Origin of the sequence: Micromonospora sp. U56, from assembly GCF_018070095.1 — a bacterium.
Classification (GTDB): domain Bacteria; phylum Actinomycetota; class Actinomycetes; order Mycobacteriales; family Micromonosporaceae; genus Micromonospora; species Micromonospora purpureochromogenes.
The window spans coordinates 36,463-59,868 of record NZ_JAGPYL010000029.1; the positions used below are offsets into that span (position 1 = coordinate 36,463).

Below are 23,406 nucleotides of genomic sequence, written 5' to 3' on the forward strand. Positions count from 1 at the left end.
GAAACGACGGGTCGGCTTTTCTGCTGAGCGCGTCCCGAGGATGGAGCAGCCATCCATGGAAGCGCTCCCATGCATCAATGCCCACCCGCCGGGCCGGTCATGCACGTATCCGGGAAAGCGAACCCAGCTCAGCTCGCGCCCGGAGTGACCTCGGCGTCCGTGCCCGACCGGGCGTCGGTCCGATCGTCCTGACGCGGCAGGAGCGGCGCGGCCGGGACATCGACCGGCGAACCGACGGTCGCGGCCGGGACGGCCGACAGGTCTACCGCCGCGGGTACACCCGACCCGGACGGAACGCCGCCGTCCGGCAGGGCCGGCGACGGCTCGGCGTCGCGGGGCAGGTTGGCGAGCACCACGTCGAGGACCCGGACGGCGTCCGGCTTGGAGAGCGGGTTGTTGCCGTTGCCGCACTTCGGCGACTGCACGCAGGACGGGCAGCCCGCCTCGCAGCCGCACTCGGCGATCGCGTCCCGGGTGGCGCGCAGCCAGGCCGCCGCCGTCCCGTACGCCCGCTCGGCGAAGCCCGCACCGCCAGGGTGGCCGTCGTAGACGAAGACGGTCGGGGCCTCGGTGTCCGGGTGCACGGCGGTGGAGAGCCCGCCGATGTCCCAGCGGTCGCAGGTGGCCATCAGGGGCAGCAGTCCGATCGCGGCGTGCTCGGCGGCGTGCAGCGCCCCGGGGACGTCGGCCGCCTCCACCCCGGCGAGGGCCAGCGACTGCGGGGAGAGGGTGAACCAGACCGCGACGGTGCGCAGTTCCCGGGCCGGCAGGTCGAGCGGTCGGGTGTCGATCACTTCCCCGGAGGCGATCCGCCGCCGCTGGTACGACACCACCTGGCTGGTCACGTCCACCTCGCCGAGGAACAGCCCGACCGGCCCGGCGTCCACGTAGGAGCGGACCGACACCACCGACAGTGAGGTGACGTCGCGGGCGTGGGTGGACCAGTCCGGCTCCTCGGCGTGCACCAGCGCGCACCCGTCGGCCAGGTCCAGCGAGTCGACCACGTACGAGACGCCCTGGTGCAGGTAGACCGCGCCGGGGTGGATGAGGAAGTGCGAGGAGCCGCCGTCGACGGTGCCGAGCAGCCGCCCGGTCGAGGCTTCCACTACGCAGACCGGCGCGCCGCCCTCGCCGCGCAGGTCCACCTCGGGCCGCTCCCGGTGCCGCCAGTACCAGCCGGTCGGCCGCTGCCGCAGCGCCCCCGCCGCGACCAGTTCCTCCACGGCCTCCTTCGCCCCGTCGCCGAAGAGGTCCAGGTCGGCCGGGGTGAGCGGGGCCTCCGCCGCCGCGCAGGCGAGCTGCGGGGCGAGCACGTACGGGTTGGCCGGGTCGAGCACGGTGGCCTCGACCGGCCGCCCGAACAGCGCCTCCGGGTGGTGCACCAGATAGGTGTCGAGCGGGTCGTCCCGGGCCACCAGCACCGCCAGCGCCTCGTCGCCGGAGCGGCCGGCCCGGCCGGCCTGCTGCCAGAGCGACGCCCGGGTGCCCGGCCAGCCGCAGATCAGTACCGCGTCCAGGCCGACCAGGTCGACGCCGAGTTCCAGCGCGTTGGTGGAGGCGAGGCCGAGCAGGTCGCCGTGGAGCAGGGCGCGTTCCAACTCGCGCCGCTCCTCGCGCAGGTAGCCCGCCCGGTAGGCGGCCACCCGATCGCCGAGCCCGGGTACCGCCTCGTCGAGCGCCCGCCGCGCGTTCGCCGCCACCACCTCGGCGCCCTTGCGGGAGCGGACGAAGGCCAGCGTGCGTACCCCCTCGGCGACGGTGTCGGCGAGCAGGTCCGCGGTCTCCCGCAGCGCCGACCGGCGGACCGGCGCGAGGTCCGCGACCTCCCCCGAGGAATTGGGGAGCAGCGGCGGCTCCCAGAGCGCGAAGGTCACCCCGCCGCGCGGCGAGGTGTCCTCGGTGACGGCCGCCACCGGCAGGCCGGTGAGCCGCCCGGCCGCCGTCGCCGGGTCGCCCGACGTCGCCGAGGCCAGCACGAAGACGGGGGTACGGCCGTACTTCGCACACTGCCGGCGCAGGCGGCGCAGCACGTGCGCGACGTGCGAGCCGAACACGCCCCGGTAGGTGTGGCACTCGTCGATCACCACGTACGCCAGCCGGCGCAGGAAGCCGGACCAGTGCGCGTGGCCGGGGAGGATGCCGTGGTGCAGCATGTCCGGGTTGGTCAGGACGAACCGGGAGTGCCGACGGATCCACTCCCGCTCGGCGCGCGGGGTGTCCCCGTCGTAGGTGGCGGGGCGTACCCCGTCGAGTTCGAGGCCGGCGACGGCGCGGAGCTGGTCGGCGGCGAGCGCCTTGGTCGGGGCCAGGTAGAGCACGGTGGCCCTGGGGTCGGCGAGCAGGGTGGCCAGCGCGGGCAGCTGGTAGGCCAGCGACTTGCCGGACGCCGTGCCGGTGGCCACCACCACGTGCTGCCCCGCGTACGCCAGCTCGGCGGCCTCGGCCTGGTGCCGCCAGGGCGCGACCACGCCGCGTCGGGCGAACGCCGCCCGCAGGTCCTCGGGAGCCCACCGTGGCCAGGGGGCCGGCTCGCCGGGTCGGGCCGGGACCCGCTCGACGTGGGTGACCGGATCGTCGCCGTGCCGGGCGCGCAGCCGGCGCAGCAGGTCGCCCGGGGCCGCCGTCGGCGGTCGCCCGGGGTCGGGACCTGCGGATACGGTGGCTGCGGGATTCACGTCCTGCACTCTCGCACTGGTGTTCGGAGGTGAACAACTCCGGGCGTGGGTAAGGAGGAGCCTCCGCCGGTGACCAGAGGCCGTCGTGGCGGGGATGGTTAGATGCCCAGGAGAGTTTACGGCTCTCGGAGGAGGGACTGATGGAGCTGTCGCTGGCGACCCGCACCGTGGGGGAGCACACGGTGCTCGAGGTCGGCGGTGAGGTGGACGTCTACACCGCCCCCCGCCTGCGCGAACGGCTTCTCGAGCTGATCGACGGTGGCTCCCGGCGGGTGGTCGTCGACCTCGGCCGGGTGGACTTCCTCGACTCGACCGGTCTCGGCGTGCTGGTCGGCGCCCTCAAGCGGCTCCGCGCGGCCGGTGGCTCCTTCGCCCTGGTCTGTGACAAGGAGCCGCTGCTCAAGATCTTCCGGATCACCGCGCTGGATCAGGTGTTCCCGCTGCACCCCACGGTCGAGGCGGCGATCGCGGCGGACCCCACCGGCGCCGGCGCGTGATGGCGACGGTCCGACTCTCCTTCTCGCCGGCTCCGGTGCACGTGCGCACCGCCCGCCTGGTCGGCGTCGCGGTGGCCCGCCGGGCCGGGGTGCGCGAGAACCTGCTCGACGAGGTGCGGCTGGCCATCGGCGAGGCGTGCACCCGGGCGGTCGCGCTGCACCGGCAGTACGGGCTGCCCGACCCGGTGCTGGTGGAGATGTCCGACTCCGGGGCGTACTCGGTGCGGGTGGTGGACCGCGCGCCGATCGAGGCCGGCATCGGGCTGGCCGCGTTGAACGCCGACGACCTGGCCAACGAGTCGCTGACCGACGAGGCGCTGACGACCGGCGTCGGCTTCGCCCTGCTCGCCGGTTTCGTGGAGGACCTCCAGGTCCGTCCGGTCGAGGAGGGCGTCGGCACCGAGGTCCGGATGGTGTGGCCGGTCGGCCGCTGACCTGCGCACTCTGCGTCTACGAGGCCGCGACCCTTCGGGGTCGCGGCCTCGACGTGCTGATGGGCTCCTATATCAGATTTTTCCTCATAACACAGTTACAAAGATCATCCGGACAGGGTGTCCCCCGGTTGTGACCTCCAACACTCGGCGGCGCTACAGTACCGGGGTTGTCAGCAAGTGCTCCTTCCCGCAACCAGCGGGTATGTGCGTTCATCGCTGGTCCGGTGGGGTGGGTTGGTGCGCTTGCGCAACCGCATCCAGGCGTCGGGTCAGTGCGTCCGCTGGCCGGCGCGACAGTGTTCGGTACAGGAGGACATAGATGTCCGGGACCTTGGCCGCCGAAGGCGGCGCGCTGTCCCTTTCCGGAGGAAACCTGACGTACGTCGTCATCGCCGCGGTGATCGCGCTGGTGGCACTCGTCTTCGCCGCCGCCTTGACCAAGGCCGTGCTGGCAGCCGGTAAGGGCACCACCAACATGCAGGAGATCTCCGGAGCGGTACAGGAGGGCGCCTCCGCCTACCTGCTCCGGCAGTTCAGGACGCTGGCGATCTTCGTCGTCGTCGCCGTCGTGCTCCTCTTCCTGCTCCCGGTGCACGACACCGACGGCAGCGAGCTGGCGGTGAAGCTCGGCCGGTCCGCGTTCTTCGTGGTCGGGGCCCTGTTCAGCGCGTCCATCGGTGGCGCCGGCATGTGGCTGGCCACCCGCGCCAACCTGCGGGTCGCCGCGGCGGCCCGCGAGGCGCAGGGCGGGCGCGAGGCCGCCATGAAGATCGCCTTCCGCACCGGCGGCGTGGTCGGCTTCCTCACCGTCGGGCTCGGCCTCTTCGGCGCCGCGATGGTCGTCCTGCTCTTCAAGGGGGACGCGCCGACGGTGCTGGAGGGCTTCGGCTTCGGCGCCGCCCTGCTGGCCATGTTCATGCGGGTCGGCGGCGGCATCTTCACCAAGGCCGCCGACGTCGGCGCCGACCTGGTCGGCAAGGTCGAGCAGGGCATCCCCGAGGACGACCCGCGCAACGCGGCCACCATCGCCGACAACGTCGGCGACAACGTCGGCGACTGCGCCGGCATGGCCGCCGACCTGTTCGAGTCGTACGCGGTGACCCTGGTCGCGGCCCTGATCCTCGGCCGCGCCGCGTTCGGCGAGGACGGCCTGGTCTTCCCGCTGATCATCTCCACCATCGGCGTCCTCGTCGCGATCATCGGCGTCTTCATCACCCGGCTGCGTTCCGCGGACCGCAACGCGCTGACCGCGATCAACCGGGCCTTCTACCTCTCCGCGGTCCTCTCCGCGGTGCTGGTGGCGATCGCCGCCTACGCCTACCTGCCGGCCACCTTCGCCGAGCTGGAGGGCGGGCTCACCGACGTCGACCAGAACCCGCGACTCGTCGCCATCGGCGCGGTCGTCATCGGCATCGTGCTGGCCGCCGCGATCCAGGCGCTCACCGGCTACTTCACCGAGACCAACCGGCGCCCGGTGCAGGACATCGGCAAGAGCTCGCAGACCGGTGCGGCCACCGTCATCCTCGCCGGCATCAGCATCGGCCTGGAGTCAGCGGTCTACTCGGCGCTGCTGATCGGCGCCGGCGTCTTCGGCGCGTTCCTGCTGGGCGGCAGCTCCATCACGCTCTCGCTCTTCGCGGTGGCGCTGGCCGGCACCGGCCTGCTCACCACCGTCGGCGTGATCGTCGCCATGGACACCTTCGGCCCGATCTCCGACAACGCACAGGGCATCGCGGAGATGTCCGGCGACATCGACGAGCACGGCGCCCGGACGCTCACCGAACTCGACGCGGTCGGCAACACCACCAAGGCCATCACCAAGGGCATCGCGATCGCCACCGCGGTGCTCGCCGCGACCGCGCTCTTCGGCTCGTACACCGACAGCCTGCGCAGCTCGTACGCCACGGCCGGGGTCGGCGACGTCGGCACCGAGATCCTCAACGCGCTGAACGTGGCCAACCCGCGCAACCTGGTCGGCCTGATCATCGGCGCGGCGGTGGTCTTCCTCTTCTCCGGTCTGGCCATCAACGCGGTCTCCCGCTCGGCCGGTGCCGTGGTGATGGAGGTACGCCGCCAGTTCCGCGAGATGCCCGGCATCATGGACCGCACCCAGCGCCCGGAGTACGGCAAGGTCGTCGACATCTGCACCCGGGACGCGCAGCGTGAGCTGATGACCCCGGGCCTGCTCGCCATCCTCGCGCCGATCGCGGTCGGCTTCGGCCTCGGGCCCGGCGCGCTGGCGTCGTACCTGGCCGGGGCGATCGGTGCCGGCACGCTGATGGCGGTCTTCCTGGCCAACTCCGGTGGCGCCTGGGACAACGCCAAGAAGCTGGTCGAGGACGGCGCGTACGGCGGCAAGGGCTCCGATTCGCACGCCGCGACGGTCATCGGCGACACCGTCGGTGACCCGTTCAAGGACACCGCCGGCCCGGCGATCAACCCGCTGATCAAGGTGATGAACCTGGTCTCGCTGCTGATCGCGCCGGCCGTGGTGGCCTGGAGCGTCGGCGACGACCGCAACACCCCGTTGCGGGTGACGATCGCGCTGGTCGCGACCCTGATCGTGGTGGCCGCGGTGGTGTTCAGCAAGCGCAAGGGCGTGGCGATGGACTCCTCCGACGGCGGCTCCGGCGCGGGCAGCCCGGAGCGGGCGGAGACGGTCAACGCCTGAGGCGACGGTGGGTTCCCGGTCGGCCGACCGCCGGCCGGGAACCCGTCCGCCACGCCCGGAGGGTGGCAAACCTGAGCGGTGGCGCATCGGCGCGGAGGCCGTACGCTGCAACGCATGCGTACGTGCCGGGCGGCAGCCGCCGGAAAGCTCACGGTGGTCCTGGCCACGCTCGTGCTCGCCGTCGCCGCCTGCGGCGGTGGGCCCACCCCGCGGGCCTGGGCCGCCTCGGTCTGCGAGGCGCTCACCCCCTGGCGGGCCGAGATCAGCAAGCTGACCAGCAGCACCGACCAGCAGATGACCGCGCAGACCACCCCGGCGCAGGCCAAGGAGAACCTGGTCCGGCTCTTCGCCGGTGCGGCGGACGCCAGCGAGACCGCCCGGCGCAGGGTCGCCGACGCCGGTGTGCCGGAGACCGAGCACGGCGAGGAGATCTCCAAGGGGTTCCAGACCACCCTGGAGAAGGTCCGGGACGCGTACGGCCGGGCCCGCGACACCATCGACGGGCTCGGCACCGGCGAGGCCACCACCTTCTACGACGGCGTCAAGGCCACGGTCGAGACGCTCACCAGGGATTACGACGCGAGCGCGCTGGACACCAGCCGGCTCAACGATCAAGAGCTCAAACAGGCCTTCGCCGAGGTTCCGGAGTGTCGCTGACCCCTCCCGACTCACCCCCCGAACCGGTGCGCCAGCTCTCGCTGTTCGGCACCGAGGCGGCGGACCCATCCGTCGCCGATCTGGCCGGCCTGCTCGCCGGCCCCGGCGAGGTGGGCCGGATGGGGCGTACCGCCCGACTGTCGGTCGTGGTCGACGCCGCCTGGCGGGTGCACGTGCTCGTCGCCGAGCTGGGGTTGCGGGGGCTGGCCGCGAGCTGGGAGGCGACCGAGGACCAGCGCTACGGCGTGCGCACCTCGTACGCGCGGACCCTCGCGCCGCTGGCGACGGCCTGGCTGACCGACGCGGACCGCAAGCGCCCGCCCGCGCATTTCCATCTCAACGGTCGGCGGCTGCGGCTCTGGCTGGCCGCCGCCGGCCGGTCCGACCCCGCGGGGTTCCTGCTCGGGCTCGGCCCGGCTGACCAGGAGTGGTGGCCGACGGTGCGGGCGGCGCTCGCCGCCGTGGGCCTGCCGACGGCGGTGTCGGAGCCCGACGACGGTGCGCCGGCCTTCCGGATCGCCGGCCGTCGGCGGCTGACCCGGCTGGCCGAGCTGGTCGGCGAGCGGCCGTCGGCCGCCCCGCCGGAGGCCTGGCCGACCCCGACCTGACCGCCGGCTCAGGCACGTGTGCAAGATCGAGCCCAGGCCGGCGAGATGGCGGCATCAGGGCCACCGGGACACCGCCGTCCCGCCGTAACGGAGTCGATCACGCCGGGTCGGGCGGGCGCGGCGACAAGGTGTCCGATCGGGGACAGCCGGGCGGCGTCTCGGCCGGTAAAACGGCTCGGTGACCCTCGGCCGAGGGTCCGCCATCGTCACAGTGGCCCGCTTCCGGCCCTACCCACGGTGTACGGTGGCGCCGTCCGGCCCGTGAAGCCCGCGCGGCGCCGTGGCGCCCGCCGCGCGGAGGCTGTTTGCCGCCCGCGAAACCCGAAACCCCGGCGGCGCGTTACGTTGGACATCCGGACCGCCGGTGGTCCGGTGGGGTGCAACAGGGCCCGAATCGGGCATGGAGCAGGAGTGAGGTCGGGGAGAGACGTGCCGAGCAACGCTGGAACCACCCGTCTGGTCATCGTCGAGTCACCGGCGAAGGCCAAGACGATCTCGGGCTACCTCGGCCCGGGATACGTCGTGGAGGCCAGCTTCGGCCACGTCCGGGACCTCCCGCGCAACGCCGCCGACGTGCCCGCCAAGTACAAGGGCGAGGCGTGGGCCCGGCTCGGGGTGGACGTCGACAACGGCTTCCAGGCCCTCTACGTCGTCTCCGCCGACCGCAAGCAGCAGATCAGCAAGCTGGTGAAGCTGGCCAAGGAGGTTGACGAGATCTTCCTGGCGACGGACGAGGACCGCGAGGGCGAGGCGATCGCCTGGCACCTGGTCGAGACGCTCAAGCCCAAGGTGCCGGTCAAGCGGATGGTCTTCCACGAGATCACCAAGCCGGCGATCCAGGCGGCGGTGGCGAACCCCCGCGAGATCGACCGCGACCTGGTCGACGCCCAGGAGGCGCGCCGCATCCTCGACCGGCTGTACGGCTACGAGGTCTCGCCGGTGCTGTGGAAGAAGGTCATGCCGAAGCTCTCGGCGGGCCGGGTGCAGTCCGTGGCGACCCGGATCGTGGTCGAGCGGGAGCGCCAGCGGATGGCCTTCCGCACCGCCGAGTACTGGGACATCCTGGCCACCCTGGCCGTGGTGAACGCCGGCGAGGGTCCGCGCACCTTCAACGCCACCCTGGTCGCGCTGAACGGCGACCGGATCGCCACCGGCAAGGACTTCGAGCCCACCACCGGTCGGGTCCGGGCCGGCGCCGGCGTCGTGCACCTGGACGAGGGCGGCGCCCGGGGCCTGGCGGCCCGCCTCGACGGGCGGCCGTTCACCGTCACCCGGGTCGAGGAGAAGCCCTACCGCCGCCGCCCGTACGCGCCGTTCATCACCTCCACGCTGCAGCAGGAGGCGGCCCGCAAGCTGCGCCTCTCGTCGCAGCAGACGATGCGCACCGCGCAGCGCCTCTACGAGAACGGCTACATCACCTACATGCGTACCGACTCGGTGAACCTGTCGGAGACCGCCATCGCGGCGGCCCGCCGGCAGATCGTCGAGCTGTACGGCGAGCGCAGCGTGCCGCCGGAGCCGCGCCGCTACACCGGCAAGGTGAAGAACGCGCAGGAGGCGCACGAGGCGATCCGCCCGGCGGGGGACAACTTCCGCACCCCGGGCGAGGTGGCCAAGGAGCTGTCGGCCGAGGAGTTCAAGCTCTACGAGCTGATCTGGCGGCGCACCATCGCCTCGCAGATGACCGACGCGGTGGGCTCCAGCGTCTCGGTGCGCATCCGCGCCGTCTCCTCCGCTCAGGAGGAGGCCGACTTCGGCGCGACCGGCAAGACCATCACCGACCCGGGCTTCCTGCGGGCGTACGTCGAGTCGAGCGACGACGAGAACGCCGAGGCCGAGGACGCCGAGCGCCGGCTGCCCACCCTGGTCAAGGACCAGCCGCTGACCGCCGACGAGCTGGCCGCGCAGGGCCACCACACCCAGCCGCCGTCGCGCTACACCGAGGCGTCGCTGGTCAAGGCGCTGGAAGAGCTGGGCATCGGCCGCCCGTCGACGTACGCGTCGATCATGCAGACCATCCAGGACCGCGGGTACGTCTCCAAGCGCGGCCAGGCGATGATCCCGTCCTTCCTGGCGTTCGCGGTGATCGGGCTGCTGGAGCGGCACTACCCGCGCCTGATCGACTACGACTTCACCGCCAGCATGGAGAACGAGCTGGACGAGATCGCCGGCGGTGAACACGCCGCGGTCGACTTCCTCACCTCCTTCTACTTCGGCAGCGCCAACGGCACCGGCGACCAGGCCATCGCCCACGCCGGCGGGCTGAAGAAGCTGGTCACCGAGAACATCACGGAGATCGACGCGCGCAGCGTCAACTCGATCCCGCTCTTCACCGACGACGAGGGCCGCGAGGTCGTCGTCCGGGTCGGCCGGTTCGGGCCGTACCTGCAGCGGGCGGTGCCGGGCGAGCAGCCCGCGCCGAAGGCGGAGGGCGAGGAGGGCGGCGCCCCGGGCGACCGGGCACCGATCCCCGAGGGGCTGGCGCCCGACGAGCTGACCCCGGAGAAGGTGCACGAGCTGTTCCTCGGCGGCGGGGGCGAGCGCAAGCTCGGCGACGACCCGGCCACCGGCGAGCCGATCCTGCTCAAGTCCGGCCGGTTCGGCCCGTACGTGGCCAGCGGCGAGCGGAAGTCCTCGCTGCTGCGCTCGCAGACCCCGGACTCGCTCACCCTCGACGAGGCGTTGAAGCTGCTCAGCCTGCCCCGGCTGCTCGGCGTGGCTCCCGACGGGGTCGAGGTCTTCGCCAACAACGGCCGCTACGGCCCGTACGTCAAGCGCGGTGACGAGTTCCGTTCGCTGGACTCGGAAGACAAGATGTTCACCGTCACGCTGGACGAGGCGCTGGCGCTGCTGGCCGCCCCGAAGGCCCGCCAGCGGCGTGCCGCCGCGCCGCCGCTGCGGGAGATGGGCGTCGACCCGCTGACCGAGATGCCGCTGGTCATCAAGGACGGCCGGTTCGGGCCGTACGTGACCGACGGGGAGTTCAACGCGTCGCTGCGCCGGGGCCAGACCCCGGAGGAGCTGACCATCGAGCAGGCCTCCGAGATGCTGGCCGAGAAGCGGGCGAAGGGTCCGGCGCCGAAGAAGAAGGCGGCCGCCAAGAAGGCCCCGGCGAAGAAGGCGACGGCGGCGAAGAAGACCGCCGCGGCCAAGTCGACCGCGGCCAAGAAGACCACCACCGCCAAGGCGACGGCGGCCAAGAAGGCCCCGGCGAAGAAGGCCGCCCCGAAGAAGGCGGCCAGCTCCGCCGAGTGACGGACCCCGGGCGCCTCGGCGCCCGGGGAGCACTCAGCCGAGGATCCGGTCCAGGTGCGGGTTGGTGAAGAGCCGGTCCGGGTCCAGCCGGTCGCGGACCGCCAGGAAGTCGGCGAAGCGCGGGTACGCCGTGGCGAGCGACGCCGCGTCCCGGTAGTGCAGCTTGCCCCAGTGCGGCCGGCCCCCGAGGTCGGTCGCCACCTGCTCAAAGGCCCGGAAGTACGGCTCGTACGGCATGCCGACGTACTGGTGGATCGCCACGTACGCGGACTCCCGGCCGTAGCCGTGCGACAGCCAGATGTCGTCGGCGGCGGTGAACCGCACCTCGACCGGGAAGAGCACCTTGAACGGCAGCCCGTCGACGATCCGCCGGAGCGCGTCGAGCGCGGTCGGCAGGGCGGCGCGCGGCAGGGCGTACTCCATCTCCACGAAGCGGACCCGGCGCGGGGTGCAGAAGACCGTGTCGGAGCGGCCGGTGTAGGTGCGTTCGGTGAGCGCCCGGGCGGAGACCGCGCTGATGGTCGGGGCCAGCGCCGGCACGGCGCGGCCCAGCCGGCAGGCCCCGGCGAAGACGGTGTTGGCGAGGAGGTCGTCGTCGAGCCAGCCGCGCCACCGGGGCAGCGGCCGGTCGTCGGCGGGCACCCGGTCGTTGGTCTTGACCTGCACCCGTGCGGTGTACGGGAACCAGTAGAACTCGACGTGGTCGTGCGCGTCGATCAGTGTCGGCAGTTCGGCGAGCACCGAGTCCAGCGGCGCCGGGCGCTCGTGGGCGCGCAGCACGAAGGCGTCGACGCAGCGCAGGGTCACCTCGACCAGCACGCCCAGCGCGCCCAGCCCGACCCGGGCGGCGGCGAAGACGTCCGGCTGCTCGTCGGCGGAGCAGCGCAGCACCTCGCCGGTGCCGGTGACCAGGGTCAGCGCCGTGACGAAGGTGGACAGGCAGCCGTATCCTGCTCCGGTGCCGTGGGTGCCGGTGGAGATCGCGCCGGCGACGGTCTGGGCGTCGATGTCGCCGAGGTTGGGCAGCGCGAGCCCGTGCCGGGCGAGCAGTGCGTTGAGCGTGTGCAGGCTCATCCCGGCGGGCACGGTGACCAGGCGTCGGTCCCGGTCGACCCGGACGTCGGTCGCCAGGCTGGTCAACTCGATCCGCCGGCCGTCGGCCACGGCGATCGGGGTGAACGAGTGGCCGCTGCCGACCACCCGGATGCGAACACCTGCGGCGGCGGCGTCCCGGACGGCCTCGGTGACGGCGTCCAGCGTGGCGGGGCGCAGGATGGCGGTGGCGGTGCTGTGCTGGTTGCCGGCCCAGTTGGACCATGCGGTGGCGGTACCGGCCATCGGCGCGCTCCTCGACATGAATATGAACTGACTTCATATCAGGAACGTTGTTCCTGGTAAATACCGCAATCGAGGTCCGCTCGTTGTACCGGTAGTCACGGACTCGTGACAACCAGATAGTTTCTTCCGTCGAAGGGGGGTGGCGCCGAGTGTCCACACCAGCCGCCACGACCGGGCCGCTGCGCCGCGTTCCGGTGCAGGGTCGAAGTGTCGCGCGGGTCCAGCGGATGTTGGACGCCTGTGCCGAACTCGTCGACGAAGTGGGGTACGAGGGACTGACCACCACGCTGCTCGCCGAACGTGCCGAGGTGGCGATCGGGTCGGTCTACCAGTTCTTTCCGGACAAGCGGGCGATCGTGCAGGCGCTGACCCTGCGCACGATGGAGTCCTACCTGCAGCGGCTCGACGAGCGGTTCGCCTCGGACGACCTGACCCACTGGTGGGACGGTGTCGACGCGGGGATCGACGAGTACATCACGATGCACCGGACGGTCCCGGGGTTCCGTACCCTGCACTTCGGCGACGTGGTCGACCTGCACCTGCTCGATGAGCAGCGGGACAACAACGGCGTGATCGCCGACCAGTTGGCCCGGGTGCTGACCGAGCGGTTCGGCATGACCGACGAACCGCGGCTGCGGTTCTGCCTGGAGATCGCCGTCGAGGCCGCGGACGCCCTGATCAAGCTGGCGTTCCGCCGCAAGCCCGAGGGCGACGAGCGGGTCCTCGCCGAGGCCAAGGCGCTGATCCGCGAGTACCTGCACCGCCACGTGGACGCCACCGAGGCCGTCCAACCCGGCTGACGGCCCCGGCCGGGCGGCCCCGGTCAGAGGAAGGCGTGCCCCTCGCCGCGGTAGGTGGGCACGGTGGCGACCACCTCGTCACCGGAGACCAGGTGCAACTCGTTGACGTGCTCGCAGAGCTCGCCCGCCTTGGCGTGCCGGAACCACACCCGGTCGCCGACCCGCAGCCCGGCCGCCGCGGCGCCGGCCAGCGGGGTCTGCACCTCACCGGCTCCCTCGGTGCCGACCAGGGTCAGCCCGGCCGGTAGCCAGGGCCGGGGCAGCCGGCTCCGCTCGGCCGGGCCGGAGGCGATCCAGCCGCCGCCGAGCACCGTCGCCAGCTGCGGCGTCGGTCGGCGGACCACGGCGCAGGCGAAGAACGCCGCTGGGGTCGGCCGCCAGGCGCGGTAGGCGTCGAACAGCGTCGGCCCGTACAGGCCCGATCCCGCGGTGACCTCGGTGACCGCGGGATCGGCGCTGGTGGCGGCGACGCTGCCGGTGCCGCCGCCATTGACGAACTCCAGGTCGGCGTGTTCGCGTACCGCCGCGACCGCCGCGCCCCGGCGGGCCAGCAGTTCCCGGTACGACCCGCGCTGCGCCAGCCGGATCGCGGCGCCCATGACGGCCCGCCCCGGCGGCGCGTCGCCGAGACCGGCGATCTGCGCCTCGTACGCCATCAGCCCGACCAGCCGGAAGCCCGGCCGGGCGGCGACGGCGGCGGCGAGCGCGCCGGCGGCCCGGGCGCTGTGCACCGGTGAGCGGCGCACCCCGATGTGCACCCGCCCGCCCAGCGGTCGCCAGGAGGCGTCCAGTTCGAGGCAGACCCGCAGCTCCGGCCGCCAGCCGGGGGCGCGGACCGCGTCGACCAGGTCGAGCTGCTCGGTGCCGTCGATCATCAGGGTGACCGCCGCGGCGAGCGCCGGGTCGGCGGCCAGTTCGGCGAGCGCCGCCCGCTCCGCTGTCGGATACGCGACCAGCGCGTCGTCGGTCACCCCGGAGCGGACCAGCCAGATCGCCTCGGACAGGGTGAACGCCATCACGCCGGCCCAGCCCGGTCGGCCCAGCACCCGGGCGGTCAGCTCCCGGGAGCGGATCGACTTGCTGGCGGCGCGGACGGGCTTGCCGCCCGCCCGGTCGGCCAGCGCGGCGGCGTTGGCGTTGAAGGCCGTGAGGTCGACCACGGCGTACGGCGGGTCGAGGTGGGCGGTCGCCGAGTCGAGGCGCTCGCGCAGGGTGTCGCTGTCGATGGCCACGGGTGCACGCTAACTGTCCGGGATAGTAATGCGAAATACCCTCATGTACCGCCGGGCTGCGGTCGCTGGTCCTGGCGGCCTACGCTCGGCGAGCAGGAGAATGTCGCCGGTGGGGAGGCCCCCCACCGGGACTAGAGTGTTGCACCGGGACTGCCCAGCGTTGGGCCGGCACGTGGAGGTACGGCCATCGAAAGCCAGAAGAACGGCGAGTCGCCCGGCGTGTCGACGCCCGGGGCAGCCCAGGCCGACCGGTCCGGCGCCGCCGCGATCCGTTCGGTGCTGCGCATCCGGCCGTTCCGTCGGCTCTGGATCGTGCTCGGCGCGGCCTCCTTCGGCGACTGGCTCGGCCTGCTCGCCACCTCCGTCTTCGCCGCCGCCCAGGTCTCCGGCAGCACCGCCAAGGGTGCCGCCTTCGGCACGCTGATCGCGGTCCGGCTGCTGCCGGCGCTGATTCTCGGGCCGGTGGCCGGCGTGCTCGCCGACCGCTTCGACCGGCGCTGGACGATGGTCATCTGCGACCTGCTGCGCTTCGTGCTCTTCGCCTCGATCCCGCTGCTCGCCCTCACCGGGGCCAGCGGTGCCGTGGTGGTCAGCTGGGCGGCGGTCGCCACCTTCCTGATCGAGACCGTCACCCTGCTCTGGATCCCGGCCAAGGAGGCCGCGGTCCCCAACCTGATCCCGCGCGCCCGGCTGGAGAGCGCCAACCAGCTCACGCTGATCACCACGTACGGGCTGACCCCGGTGGCCGCCGCGATCGCCCTGGCGGTGCTCGACCGCAGCGTCCGCGCGGCGACCGGTGGCGAGATGCCGGGCTGGGCCGAGCCCGCCCAGCTCGCCCTCTGGTTCAACTCCATCTCCCGGCTGGCCACCGCGCTGGTGGTGGCGTTCGGCATCAAGGAGATCAGCCAGGCGCAGGCCGGCGAGCGGGAGCGCACCGAGCAGAGCATGATGCGCCAGTTCACCGAGGGCTGGAAGTTCATCAAGCAGACCCCGCTGGTACGCGGCCTGGTGCTGGGCATCTTCGGCGCGTTCGCCGGCGGCGGCATCGTGATCGGCACGGCCAAGTTCTTCGCCGCCTCGCTCGGCGCCGGCGACGCCGCCTTCTACATGCTCTTCGGAGCGATCTTCATCGGCCTGGCCCTCGGCATCGGGCTCGGCCCGATGATCGTCCGGGACATGTCCCGCCGCCGCTGGTTCGGCATGAGCATCGTGCTGGCCAGCGCGTCCGTGCTGGTGCTCGCCTTCGCCATCCACCTGTCGATGGCCATGCTCGGCGCGATCCTGGTCGGCGCCGGGGCCGGGATGGCCTTCCTCGCCGGCACCACGCTGCTCGGCGGCGAGGTCGCCGACGAGGTACGCGGCCGGGTCTTCGCGGTGGTGCAGATCGGCACCCGGCTGGTGCTGATCCTGGCCATCGCGCTGAGCAGCCTCCTGGTCGGCGTCGGCGGCTCCCGCAAGCTCACCATCGCCGACCTCGGCGTCTCCGTCTCCTCCACCCGGCTGCTGCTGCTCGCGGCCGGTGCCGCCGGCATCTTCGCCGGGATCAGCGCGTTCGGGCAGATGGACGACAAGAAGGGCGTGCCGGTCCTCGCCGACCTCTGGGGCTCGATCCGGGGTCGCCCGCTGATGCCCGCCGAGCCGTTCGTCTCCTCCGGCCTCTTCGTGGTCTTCGAGGGCGGCGAGGGCGCCGGCAAGTCCACCCAGCTCGACACGCTCGCCGAGCGACTGCGCGGGCAGGGCCGGGACGTGGTGGTCACCCGCGAGCCGGGCGCCACCGGGGTGGGCCAGCGGATCCGGTCGCTGGTGCTCGACAACGCCGGCGCCGAGGCACCCTCGCCACGCGCCGAGGCGCTGCTCTACGCCGCCGACCGGGCGCACCACGTCGCCACCGTGGTCCGCCCGGCGCTGGTCCGGGGCGCGGTGGTGATCAGCGACCGCTACGTCGACTCCTCCCTGGCCTACCAGGGCGCCGGCCGTACCCTGCCGGTCGAGGAGGTCTCCTGGCTCTCCTCGTGGGCCACCGGGGGGCTCAAGCCCGACCTGGTGGTGCTGCTCGACGTCGACCCGCGCACCGGCCTGTCCCGGGTGGAGTCCCGCAACCAGGGCACCGACCGGCTGGAGGCCGAGTCGCTCGCCTTCCACGAGCGGGTCCGGTACGCCTTCCTCGACCTCGCCGCCAACGACCCGAAGCGCTACCTGGTGCTGGACGCCGCCCGGCCGGCCGAGGAGATCGCCGCCCTGGTCGCCCGCCGGGTCGAGGAGTTCCTGGTGGACCCGGCCGCCATCGTGCACCCGCGCCCCGCCCACGGGCCGGACACCTCGGTGCAGCCCGAGTTATCCGACGCGGAGCTGGTGACGATGGAGCACCGGACCTGATGCCGGACGTCTTCGCCGACCTGGTCGGTCAGGACGAGGCGGTCGCCACCCTGCGCCACGCCGCCGCGGCGGCCGCCGCCGTGCTGCGCGCCGCCCACCCGGCCGCCGTCGGATCGGGACAGGCCGAGGTCGAGGGAGAGCCGGGGGTCGACCCGGGTGCGGGGATGACCCACGCCTGGATCTTCACCGGCCCGCCCGGCTCCGGCCGGTCGGTGGCCGCGCGCGCCTTCGCCGCCGCGCTGCAGTGCGCGTACGGCACCGGCTGCGGGGAGTGTCCCGGCTGCCACACCACGATGACCGGCACCCACGCCGACGTGCGCCTGGTGGTGCCCGAGGGGCTCTCCATCGGGGTCGGCGAGATGCGCGCGCTGGTGCTCCGGGCGGCCAGCACGCCGTCCGGCGGACGCTGGCAGATCGTGATCATCGAGGACGCCGACCGGCTCACCGAGGCCGCCGGCAACGCCCTGCTCAAAGCGATCGAGGAGCCGCCGCCGCGGACCGTCTTCCTGCTCTGCGCCCCGTCCACCCACCCGGACGACGTGTCGGTGACCATCCGGTCGCGCTGCCGGGTCGTACCGCTGCGGCAGCCGCCGGCCGCCGCGGTGGCCGAGGTGCTGGTGCGCCGGGACGGCATCGCGCCCGACGTGGCGCAGTGGGCGGCGGCTGCCGCGCAGGGGCACGTCGGGCGGGCCCGGCGGCTGGCCCGCGACCCCGAGGCGCGGCAGCGCCGGGACGCGGTGCTGGCGGTGCCCCGCCGGCTGACCGGCGTCGGTGCCGCGCTCGACGCGGCGTCGGCCCTGATCGAGGCGGCCGAGGCGGAGGCCGAGGCGTCCGTGGCCGAGGCCGACGCGGCCGAGCGGGCGGCGTTGCAGACCGCGCTCGGCGCGGGCGGCACCGGGCGGGGCGCGGCCGGGGCCATGCGCGGCGCCGCCGGGCAGCTCAAGGACCTGGAGAAGCGGCAGAAGTCCCGGGCCACCCGCGCCCAGCGGGACGCGCTGGATCGGGCCCTGGTCGACCTGGCCGCCTTCTACCGGGATGCGCTCACCATGGCGCTGCGCGCCCCGGTGGCCCCGGTGCACACCGACACCGCCGCGATGGCCGAGGCGGGCGCGCAGAAGTGGGACGCCGAGGGCGCGCTGCGGCGGTTGGAGGCCGTGCTGGAGTGCCGGGCGGCGATCGAGGCGAACGTCAAGCCCCGGATCGCGGTCGAGGCGATGATGCTCACCCTCTGGAAGGGCTAGGCCGCGTTTCACAAGGACTGGCCGGCCTGCGGCGGGCCCAGACGACGGCCGGCGGCGTTGCGGCTTCGGCCGGATACAACACCGGTATCCGGCCGAAGCCGCGCCTTGCCGGACCGCCGCCTGGGCTCCGCCTCGGCTCGACCGCCCTTGTGAAACGCGGCCTGGTTTCCGCTGTCCACAGGCATCGACAGGTGTCGCGGGCGTGCGGTACGGTCCGGTGTGCCGTGGTGACGGTGAGGGCACGCAGGGTGATGGTCGGCCGGGGGGAGAACCGATGCCGCGCGAGATCGACGAGGCGTGGATCGAGGAGGCGGTGCGGCGTTACCGCCGGATCGAATCCCTCCAGGCCGAGTTCGACCAGGCGATCAACACCGTCGAGGTCACCGTCCGGTCGCCGGACGGGCTGGTCGAGGTGGTGGTGACGGCCGGCGGCCGGATCACCGACGTCCGCTTCCTCGGCCCGCTGCACTCCCGCCACCCGCGCGACGTCGCCGGCTCGGTGCAGGCCGCCGTCACCGCCGCGGCGGACGCCGCACAGTGGGCCCGGGAGAAGCTGCACAACGAGACCTTCGCGGCGTACCGGCCGCTGGCGGGAGCCTGAGATGGACGCGCTGCGCGCCCTCGCCGCCCGCCTGGAAGAGGCGAGCGACACGCTGGCCGTGCTCGCCCGCACGGTGACCGCCACCGACCCCGCCCACCCGGCGTTCGGCGCGGACGCCCCGGGCCGCCCCGGCGAGGTCGGCCGGGCGCTGCACTGGCAGTGGACCGCCGCCACCGGCGACCGGGCCCGCGAGGCGGGGGCGGCCGCCGCCCGGCTCGCCGCCGCGGCCGCCGCCGTCCGCAGCGCCGCCGACCGCTACGCCGGCACCGACGACACCGCCGGCCGGCGGCTGTTCGGGGACCGCTGATGGACGCCCTGGACCGGCTCGCCGAGCCCGGCCTGGAACTGCTGCGCCGGGTCGACCACCTGCTCGCCGCCGGCGCTCCCGAGGGCCACCGGCTCTGGCCGCTGCTGCGCCGGATGCAGGTGCTGCCCGGCGACGCGCTGCGCGCCTTCCTCGACCTGCACCCGGCGCCGCTGACGACCGCCGGGCACGCCGTGCGCCGGCTGGTCCGGGGGTACGACGACGCGTGCGCCGCCCTCACCGATCCGGGACTGTGGTCCGGCCCGGCCGCCGCCGCGTACGACGAGGCCCGCTCGGCGCTGCTGCGCCACCTCGACGAGGGGCCGGAGAGCCTGGTCGGGCGGATCGAGTCGACTGCCGGGTACGCCGACGCGCTCGCCCACTGGGTGGAGGGCAGCCGGCTGGCGGTGGCCCGGGTCCTCGCCGAGGTGCTCGGCTCCACCGAGGCGGTACGCGTCCTCGCCGCGACCGCGCCGGGCGGCGACTCCGCCAGCGGCGCCGGCGCGGCGGCCGAGATCGCCACCAGGGTGCTCGCGGTGCTCGGGGTGGCGTACGACGGGGCGGAGACGCTGCTGCGCCAGTGGTCGCCGAGCCTGGCCGAGTCGACCTGGCGGGCGTCGGCCGGCGGCCCGGTCCGCTACGACAGCACCACCCGGGTGGGCCGCTGACCGGGTGGTCCACGGCGCCGCGCGCGGCGCCCGGCCTGGACCGGGGCCCGGCGGCAGCGCCGTGGCCATTCCCTGCACCCCCCGCAGGTCTGCCTCCACTCAACGCCTCCACCCCGGCGTTTGTCCCGCCCCGGGGCCCGATTCAGCCGTCCGGGCGAGGTGCAAGGAAACGAGTCGACGATCGTGGATGACTGCACGGGGTAACCACGTGGCGACGGGTGGCCGGGCCGGCGCCGGTCGTCCGTCGTAGGGTGGACCGCATGGGCATGCTCTGCGCGGTCAGTTTCAACCGGTACGGGCGCCTCTACTACCTCGACCCGGGTGAGCTGCGGCCGCAGGTCGGCGACCGGGTGCTGGTCCCGACCGACGACGGGCCCGAGGTGGCCGAGTGCGTCTGGGCGGCGCAGTGGGTGACGGAGGAGACCGACGGCTTCCCGAAGCTGGCCGGGCTGGCCCAGGAGGAGGACCTGCGCCGCGACGAGCTGCTGCGCCGGCGCAAGGCCGAGGCGAAGGTGGCCGCCAAGCGGCTGATCCGGGAGCACGGGCTGCCGATGAAGGTCGTCGCCGTGGACCACGTCCTGGGCGAGGGCGACGCCGGCGGCGACCGGACCACCGTCTACTTCACCGCCCCGCACCGGGTGGACTTCCGCTCCCTGGTCCGCGACCTGGGCGCGACCCTGCGCTGCCGGGTCGAGCTGCGCCAGCTCTCCGCCCGGGACTCGGCGCGGGTGCAGGGCGGCATCGGGTCCTGCGGTCGCGACCTGTGCTGCGCCACCTTCCTCAACGACTTCGAGCCGGTGACCATCCGGATGGCGAAGGACCAGGACCTGCCGCTCAACCCGCTGCGGATCTCCGGCGCCTGCGGCCGGCTGATGTGCTGCCTGAAGTATGAGCACCCGCTCTACCAGCGGTTCCAGGAGTCCGCCCCGCCGGTCGGCACCCGGGTTTCCACGCCCGAGGGCGACGGCAAGGTGGTCGGGCACAGCGTCCCCCGGGACGCGGTCACGGTACGGCTGGACGCCGACGGCTCCCGCTGCTCCTGCTCCCGCGCCTCGGTCTGCGCCCCCCGCCAGGCCCACGACCAGCACTACTCCACCTGACCGCCTCTCCCCCCTCCCTCTCCGGCTCCGTTGACCATGAAGGCGAAGTCGATCTCTTCAACCGCGGCCAACTTCATGATCAACGCGGGTTGAGGGTCCGTCGAGGGTGACCGGGGGTTCGGCCAGGCGGTAGGTGAGGGTGGTCTTCGGGGTGAGCCAGGAGGCGGTGGGGGACTGGTCGGGGTTCAACTGCCAGTCCCGGGACACCCGGTCGACGGCGATCGGGTAGATGGTCAGCGAGCCGTCCGGGTCGATCCGCATTCGCAGGAACGACTTGGAGTCCTCGATGCCCTGGCCGGCGAAGAGCTCGTTGACGTTCACTCCGAACGCCCCCGCCACCAGCAGGTACGCCGCCACCACCTGGCTGGACACCAGACCGATCACCGGGCCGTAGACGACCGCCGCGGCGGCCGCCGGCAGCGGCCAGGGCCAGTCGTAGAAGGGCAGGGCAAGCCAGGCCCAAGTGCCGGCGGCGGCGAGCCCCACCTGTGCAAGCCCGTGGCTCACCCCGAGGATCCAGTGCCGGACGTGCCGTTTCCCGCCGGCGCTCGGTGGCTTGGCGAAGAGGGCCGCCCCGAGCAGCGTCACCCCCAGCATGATCACCAACGGGACGCTGAACAGTCGCTGCTCGGTGCTGCCCGTCAGGTTCGCCGTCACCCCGGCCATGGCCAGCATGAGCAGCGTGTGCAGGGCCCCGAGCAGGGTGGTGAAGCCCGGGTTGCGGAACGGCAGCCGGGGGAAGATCCCCCAGCCGTACCGCCGGGAACGGGCCGCGTCCGGGTAGCGGGCGACCAGGTCGTACGGGCGGGTGGCGCTGGCCCGGCGGGACAGGGTGTCCTTCGGCGGCACCTCGATCCGCTCCGGGAGCTTGTGCGTCGGGTACAGGTACGCCCCGCCGCCCCCGCAGGTGATGAGCTGCCGCTCCGGGCCGGCGTACCGGGCGTAGTGGTGCAGGTCGCCGGAGATGAGCAGCTGCACGTGCGCGCCGGTGGGTGCGAGGATCGTCCGGATGAAGTAGTCGATCGAGTCGTACGCGGTGGGGTGGTCGACGGACTTGACCCACGTCGGTGCCGGCGCCGTCAGGATGACCATGCTCTGCGGGCCCATCCGGCGGGCCACCTCGTCGAAGTAGGCCAGCTGCGGGTCGTCCAGGTACGACCCGGACTGGTCGTCGAGGCCGAGCAGCCACCAGTCGGCCGGCAGCTCCACCGCGAAGTACGAGCGGGACTGCCCGGTGCCCCAGCCGCCGAAGTGCCGGTCCCGGGAGCGGACGAACAGGCGCAGGAAGGCGGTCAGGCCGTCGTACCAGTCGTGGTTGCCGGGCACGGCGAAGAGCGTCGGCCGCTCGGGCGGCGCCACCGGCAGCGCGGCCTGGTACGGCCCCTTGCACCGGTCCTCGTACGCCTCGTACGCGGCCGACGGGTAGACCTGGTCGCCCCCCATCACCAGGGTCTGGGCGCGGGGCAGCCGGTGCCCGTCCACCTCCAGCTCCCGCTGCGCGAGCAGGTACGCCACCGAGTAGGTGGCGTTGAAGCCGTCGCCCAGGTCGGCCACGTAGTCCAGCCATAGCCCGCCGTCCGGCCCGACCTGCCGCGCGATCTTCGAATCCAGCGCGTTCTGCAGCTCCCGCTTGTCCAGGTACGCCCCGAACAGCATCGCCAGCAGCGTTCGGATGCCGGTGCTGATCAGCAGGAACGGCGCCAGCCAGGGCACCGGCTTACGCGGGGTAAAGCCCAGCTCCACCGGGTCGAGGCTGAGCGGCCGGCGGGCCGCCCGCTCGCCGGGGGCGTGCTCGGCGGGAACGTCGGACCCGGACGTGGGGTGATCGTCGGTCACCCGCCGGAGCGTAGCGCCGACGGGCCGCTACCGCTGTCCGGCGAACGACTGATCGCGTCCGATGTCCGGGTTCCCGGGTGGGGAACCCCCTCGGCCGGTGGGCGGGCCGTGCCGTACACTTGACGATCGTTGCCGCCTTAGCTCAGTCGGCTAGAGCGACGCACTCGTAATGCGTAGGTCGACGGTTCGATTCCGTCAGGCGGCTCGGTAGGAAGGCCCAGGTCACCGGCATGATTTGCCGATCACGACCTGGGCCTTTTCTATGCTGTCGAAGAGGCGAGCAGCCAAACGAGCAGCCAAGGTGTCACTCACTCGACCACAGCGCCCCCTCCATCCGCGTCGCGGCTTCTCGCGCGATCTTTGGGGCGACATGCGCGTAGATGTTGAGCGTCACGCTGATCTGCGAGTGGCCGAGGATTTCCATGACCACGCGGGCGGGTACGCCCTGGGCGAGGAGAACGCTCGCCGCCGTGTGGCGTAGGTCGTGCAGCCGGACCTGACGGAGGCCGGCTTGCCGGATGATCTCTCGGAACGAGCGGTAGTCGTTGCGCGGGTGGATCGGGGTGCCGACGCTGGTCGCGAAGACCAAGCCCGTGTCGGCCCAGCTGTTCGCGTTGAGCCGTTCCGCCGTCTGGCGTTCGTGATGACGGCGCAGGGCCGCCAACACCGTGGGTGGCAGCGGCAGAGTTCGACGGGATCGGGCAGTCTTCGTCTCGACGAAGGCCAGGCTGCCCGTCTCGGGATCACGTTGCAGCTGCCTCCGCACCCGAAGCGTGCCGGCGGTCAGGTCGACGTCATCCCACCGCAAGCCCAGAACCTCACCTTGACGAAGCCCGAGCGCGATTCCGATGAGCCACCGTGCCTCCAGCCGCAAGCCGTCGACGGCCTTGAGGAACCGCCGCGCCTCAGCGAGTGAGTAGGGCCGCACTTCAACGTGCGGCAACGAGGGCGGCTCCACTAGTGTTCTGTCTCGCAAATAGCTAGCCGTTTGAGTAAGCTGTGGACGTGACACGTGCTGCAGCGCCACTGGTGCTCGAACCCGGTCAGCGGGAACTGCTGGAGTCTCTTGCCAAGTCGCGTACGGTCGAGCATCGGCTGGTGCAGCGGGCGCAG

The 23,406-nt window shown here is 73.1% G+C and carries 18 protein-coding genes and 1 tRNA gene; 14 read left to right on the top strand and 5 right to left on the bottom strand.

Going from position 1 to position 23,406, the window contains the following annotated elements; genetic code table 11:
- Positions 1–128 precede the first annotated feature (128 nt).
- Positions 129–2,684 carry a DEAD/DEAH box helicase gene (locus KBX37_RS13040; protein ID WP_374103737.1) on the bottom strand — a complete coding sequence of 852 codons (2,556 nt, stop codon included), beginning with the start codon at positions 2,682–2,684 and terminating at the stop codon, positions 129–131.
- 131 nt (positions 2,685–2,815) lie between these two features.
- Here KBX37_RS13040 and KBX37_RS13045 point away from each other — a divergent pair, with 131 nt between their 5' ends.
- From KBX37_RS13045 to topA, 6 genes are all read left to right on the top strand, one after another.
- Positions 2,816–3,172 (top strand): STAS domain-containing protein, encoded by a 357-nt coding sequence (locus KBX37_RS13045; RefSeq protein ID WP_179802793.1) that lies wholly within the window; start codon positions 2,816–2,818, stop codon positions 3,170–3,172.
- Positions 3,169–3,606, top strand: a complete 438-nt coding sequence (locus KBX37_RS13050) for an ATP-binding protein (protein ID WP_210776158.1) — start codon at positions 3,169–3,171, stop codon at positions 3,604–3,606. Before KBX37_RS13045 ends, KBX37_RS13050 begins: the two co-directional genes overlap by 4 nt.
- Positions 3,607–3,925: 319 nt before the next feature.
- Positions 3,926–6,277: a sodium-translocating pyrophosphatase gene (locus KBX37_RS13055; RefSeq protein WP_210776159.1), complete on the top strand. Its 2,352-nt coding sequence runs from the start codon at positions 3,926–3,928 to the stop codon at positions 6,275–6,277.
- Positions 6,278–6,391: 114 nt separating this feature from the next.
- On the top strand, positions 6,392–6,934 hold the full coding sequence (locus tag KBX37_RS13060; protein WP_210776160.1) for a hypothetical protein: 543 nt from the start codon (positions 6,392–6,394) through the stop codon (positions 6,932–6,934).
- Positions 6,925–7,542, top strand: a complete 618-nt coding sequence (locus tag KBX37_RS13065; protein ID WP_210776161.1) for a hypothetical protein — start codon at positions 6,925–6,927, stop codon at positions 7,540–7,542. The genes KBX37_RS13060 and KBX37_RS13065 overlap by 10 nt, the downstream gene beginning before the upstream one ends.
- Before the next feature lie 429 nt (positions 7,543–7,971).
- Positions 7,972–10,797: a type I DNA topoisomerase gene (topA, locus tag KBX37_RS13070; RefSeq protein WP_210776162.1), complete on the top strand. Its 2,826-nt coding sequence runs from the start codon at positions 7,972–7,974 to the stop codon at positions 10,795–10,797.
- A gap of 33 nt (positions 10,798–10,830) precedes the next feature.
- Here the strand turns inward: topA and KBX37_RS13075 are convergent, their stop codons facing one another.
- Positions 10,831–12,135, bottom strand: a complete 1,305-nt coding sequence (locus KBX37_RS13075) for a D-arabinono-1,4-lactone oxidase (protein ID WP_210776163.1) — start codon at positions 12,133–12,135, stop codon at positions 10,831–10,833.
- A gap of 227 nt (positions 12,136–12,362) precedes the next feature.
- Here KBX37_RS13075 and KBX37_RS13080 point away from each other — a divergent pair, with 227 nt between their 5' ends.
- Complete coding sequence (locus KBX37_RS13080; RefSeq protein ID WP_088959222.1) at positions 12,363–12,935, top strand: TetR family transcriptional regulator; 573 nt, start codon at positions 12,363–12,365, stop codon at positions 12,933–12,935.
- Between the two features lie 23 nt (positions 12,936–12,958).
- Here KBX37_RS13080 and KBX37_RS13085 read toward each other — a convergent pair whose 3' ends face one another.
- On the bottom strand, positions 12,959–14,167 hold the full coding sequence (locus KBX37_RS13085; protein WP_210776164.1) for an alanine racemase: 1,209 nt from the start codon (positions 14,165–14,167) through the stop codon (positions 12,959–12,961).
- A gap of 276 nt (positions 14,168–14,443) precedes the next feature.
- Here KBX37_RS13085 and tmk point away from each other — a divergent pair, with 276 nt between their 5' ends.
- The 6 genes from tmk (at position 14,444) to KBX37_RS13115 (ending at position 20,457) form a co-directional block, all read left to right on the top strand.
- Positions 14,444–16,543, top strand: a complete 2,100-nt coding sequence (gene tmk, locus KBX37_RS13090) for a dTMP kinase (RefSeq protein WP_210776179.1) — start codon at positions 14,444–14,446, stop codon at positions 16,541–16,543.
- Positions 16,543–17,784: a DNA polymerase III subunit delta' gene (locus KBX37_RS13095; protein WP_210776165.1), complete on the top strand. Its 1,242-nt coding sequence runs from the start codon at positions 16,543–16,545 to the stop codon at positions 17,782–17,784. The genes tmk and KBX37_RS13095 overlap by 1 nt, the downstream gene beginning before the upstream one ends.
- Positions 17,785–18,058: 274 nt before the next feature.
- On the top strand, positions 18,059–18,385 hold the full coding sequence (locus KBX37_RS13100; protein ID WP_210776166.1) for a YbaB/EbfC family nucleoid-associated protein: 327 nt from the start codon (positions 18,059–18,061) through the stop codon (positions 18,383–18,385).
- 1 nt (position 18,386) lies between these two features.
- Positions 18,387–18,692, top strand: coding sequence for a hypothetical protein (locus tag KBX37_RS13105; protein WP_210776167.1), 306 nt, complete (start codon positions 18,387–18,389; stop codon positions 18,690–18,692).
- Positions 18,692–19,357: a hypothetical protein gene (locus tag KBX37_RS13110; protein WP_210776168.1), complete on the top strand. Its 666-nt coding sequence runs from the start codon at positions 18,692–18,694 to the stop codon at positions 19,355–19,357. The genes KBX37_RS13105 and KBX37_RS13110 overlap by 1 nt, the downstream gene beginning before the upstream one ends.
- Before the next feature lie 260 nt (positions 19,358–19,617).
- Positions 19,618–20,457 carry a regulatory iron-sulfur-containing complex subunit RicT gene (locus KBX37_RS13115; protein ID WP_210776169.1) on the top strand — a complete coding sequence of 280 codons (840 nt, stop codon included), beginning with the start codon at positions 19,618–19,620 and terminating at the stop codon, positions 20,455–20,457.
- Between the two features lie 57 nt (positions 20,458–20,514).
- Here the strand turns inward: KBX37_RS13115 and KBX37_RS13120 are convergent, their stop codons facing one another.
- Positions 20,515–22,293 carry a metallophosphoesterase gene (locus KBX37_RS13120; protein WP_210776170.1) on the bottom strand — a complete coding sequence of 593 codons (1,779 nt, stop codon included), beginning with the start codon at positions 22,291–22,293 and terminating at the stop codon, positions 20,515–20,517.
- A 131-nt stretch (positions 22,294–22,424) separates the two neighbouring features.
- Here KBX37_RS13120 and KBX37_RS13125 point away from each other — a divergent pair.
- A tRNA-Thr gene (locus KBX37_RS13125) sits at positions 22,425–22,498 on the top strand.
- A 99-nt stretch (positions 22,499–22,597) separates the two neighbouring features.
- On the opposite strand, the gene KBX37_RS13130 is transcribed toward KBX37_RS13125, so the two are convergent.
- Positions 22,598–23,236 carry a site-specific integrase gene (locus KBX37_RS13130; RefSeq protein ID WP_210776171.1) on the bottom strand — a complete coding sequence of 213 codons (639 nt, stop codon included), beginning with the start codon at positions 23,234–23,236 and terminating at the stop codon, positions 22,598–22,600.
- Between the last annotated feature and the right edge of the window lie 170 nt (positions 23,237–23,406).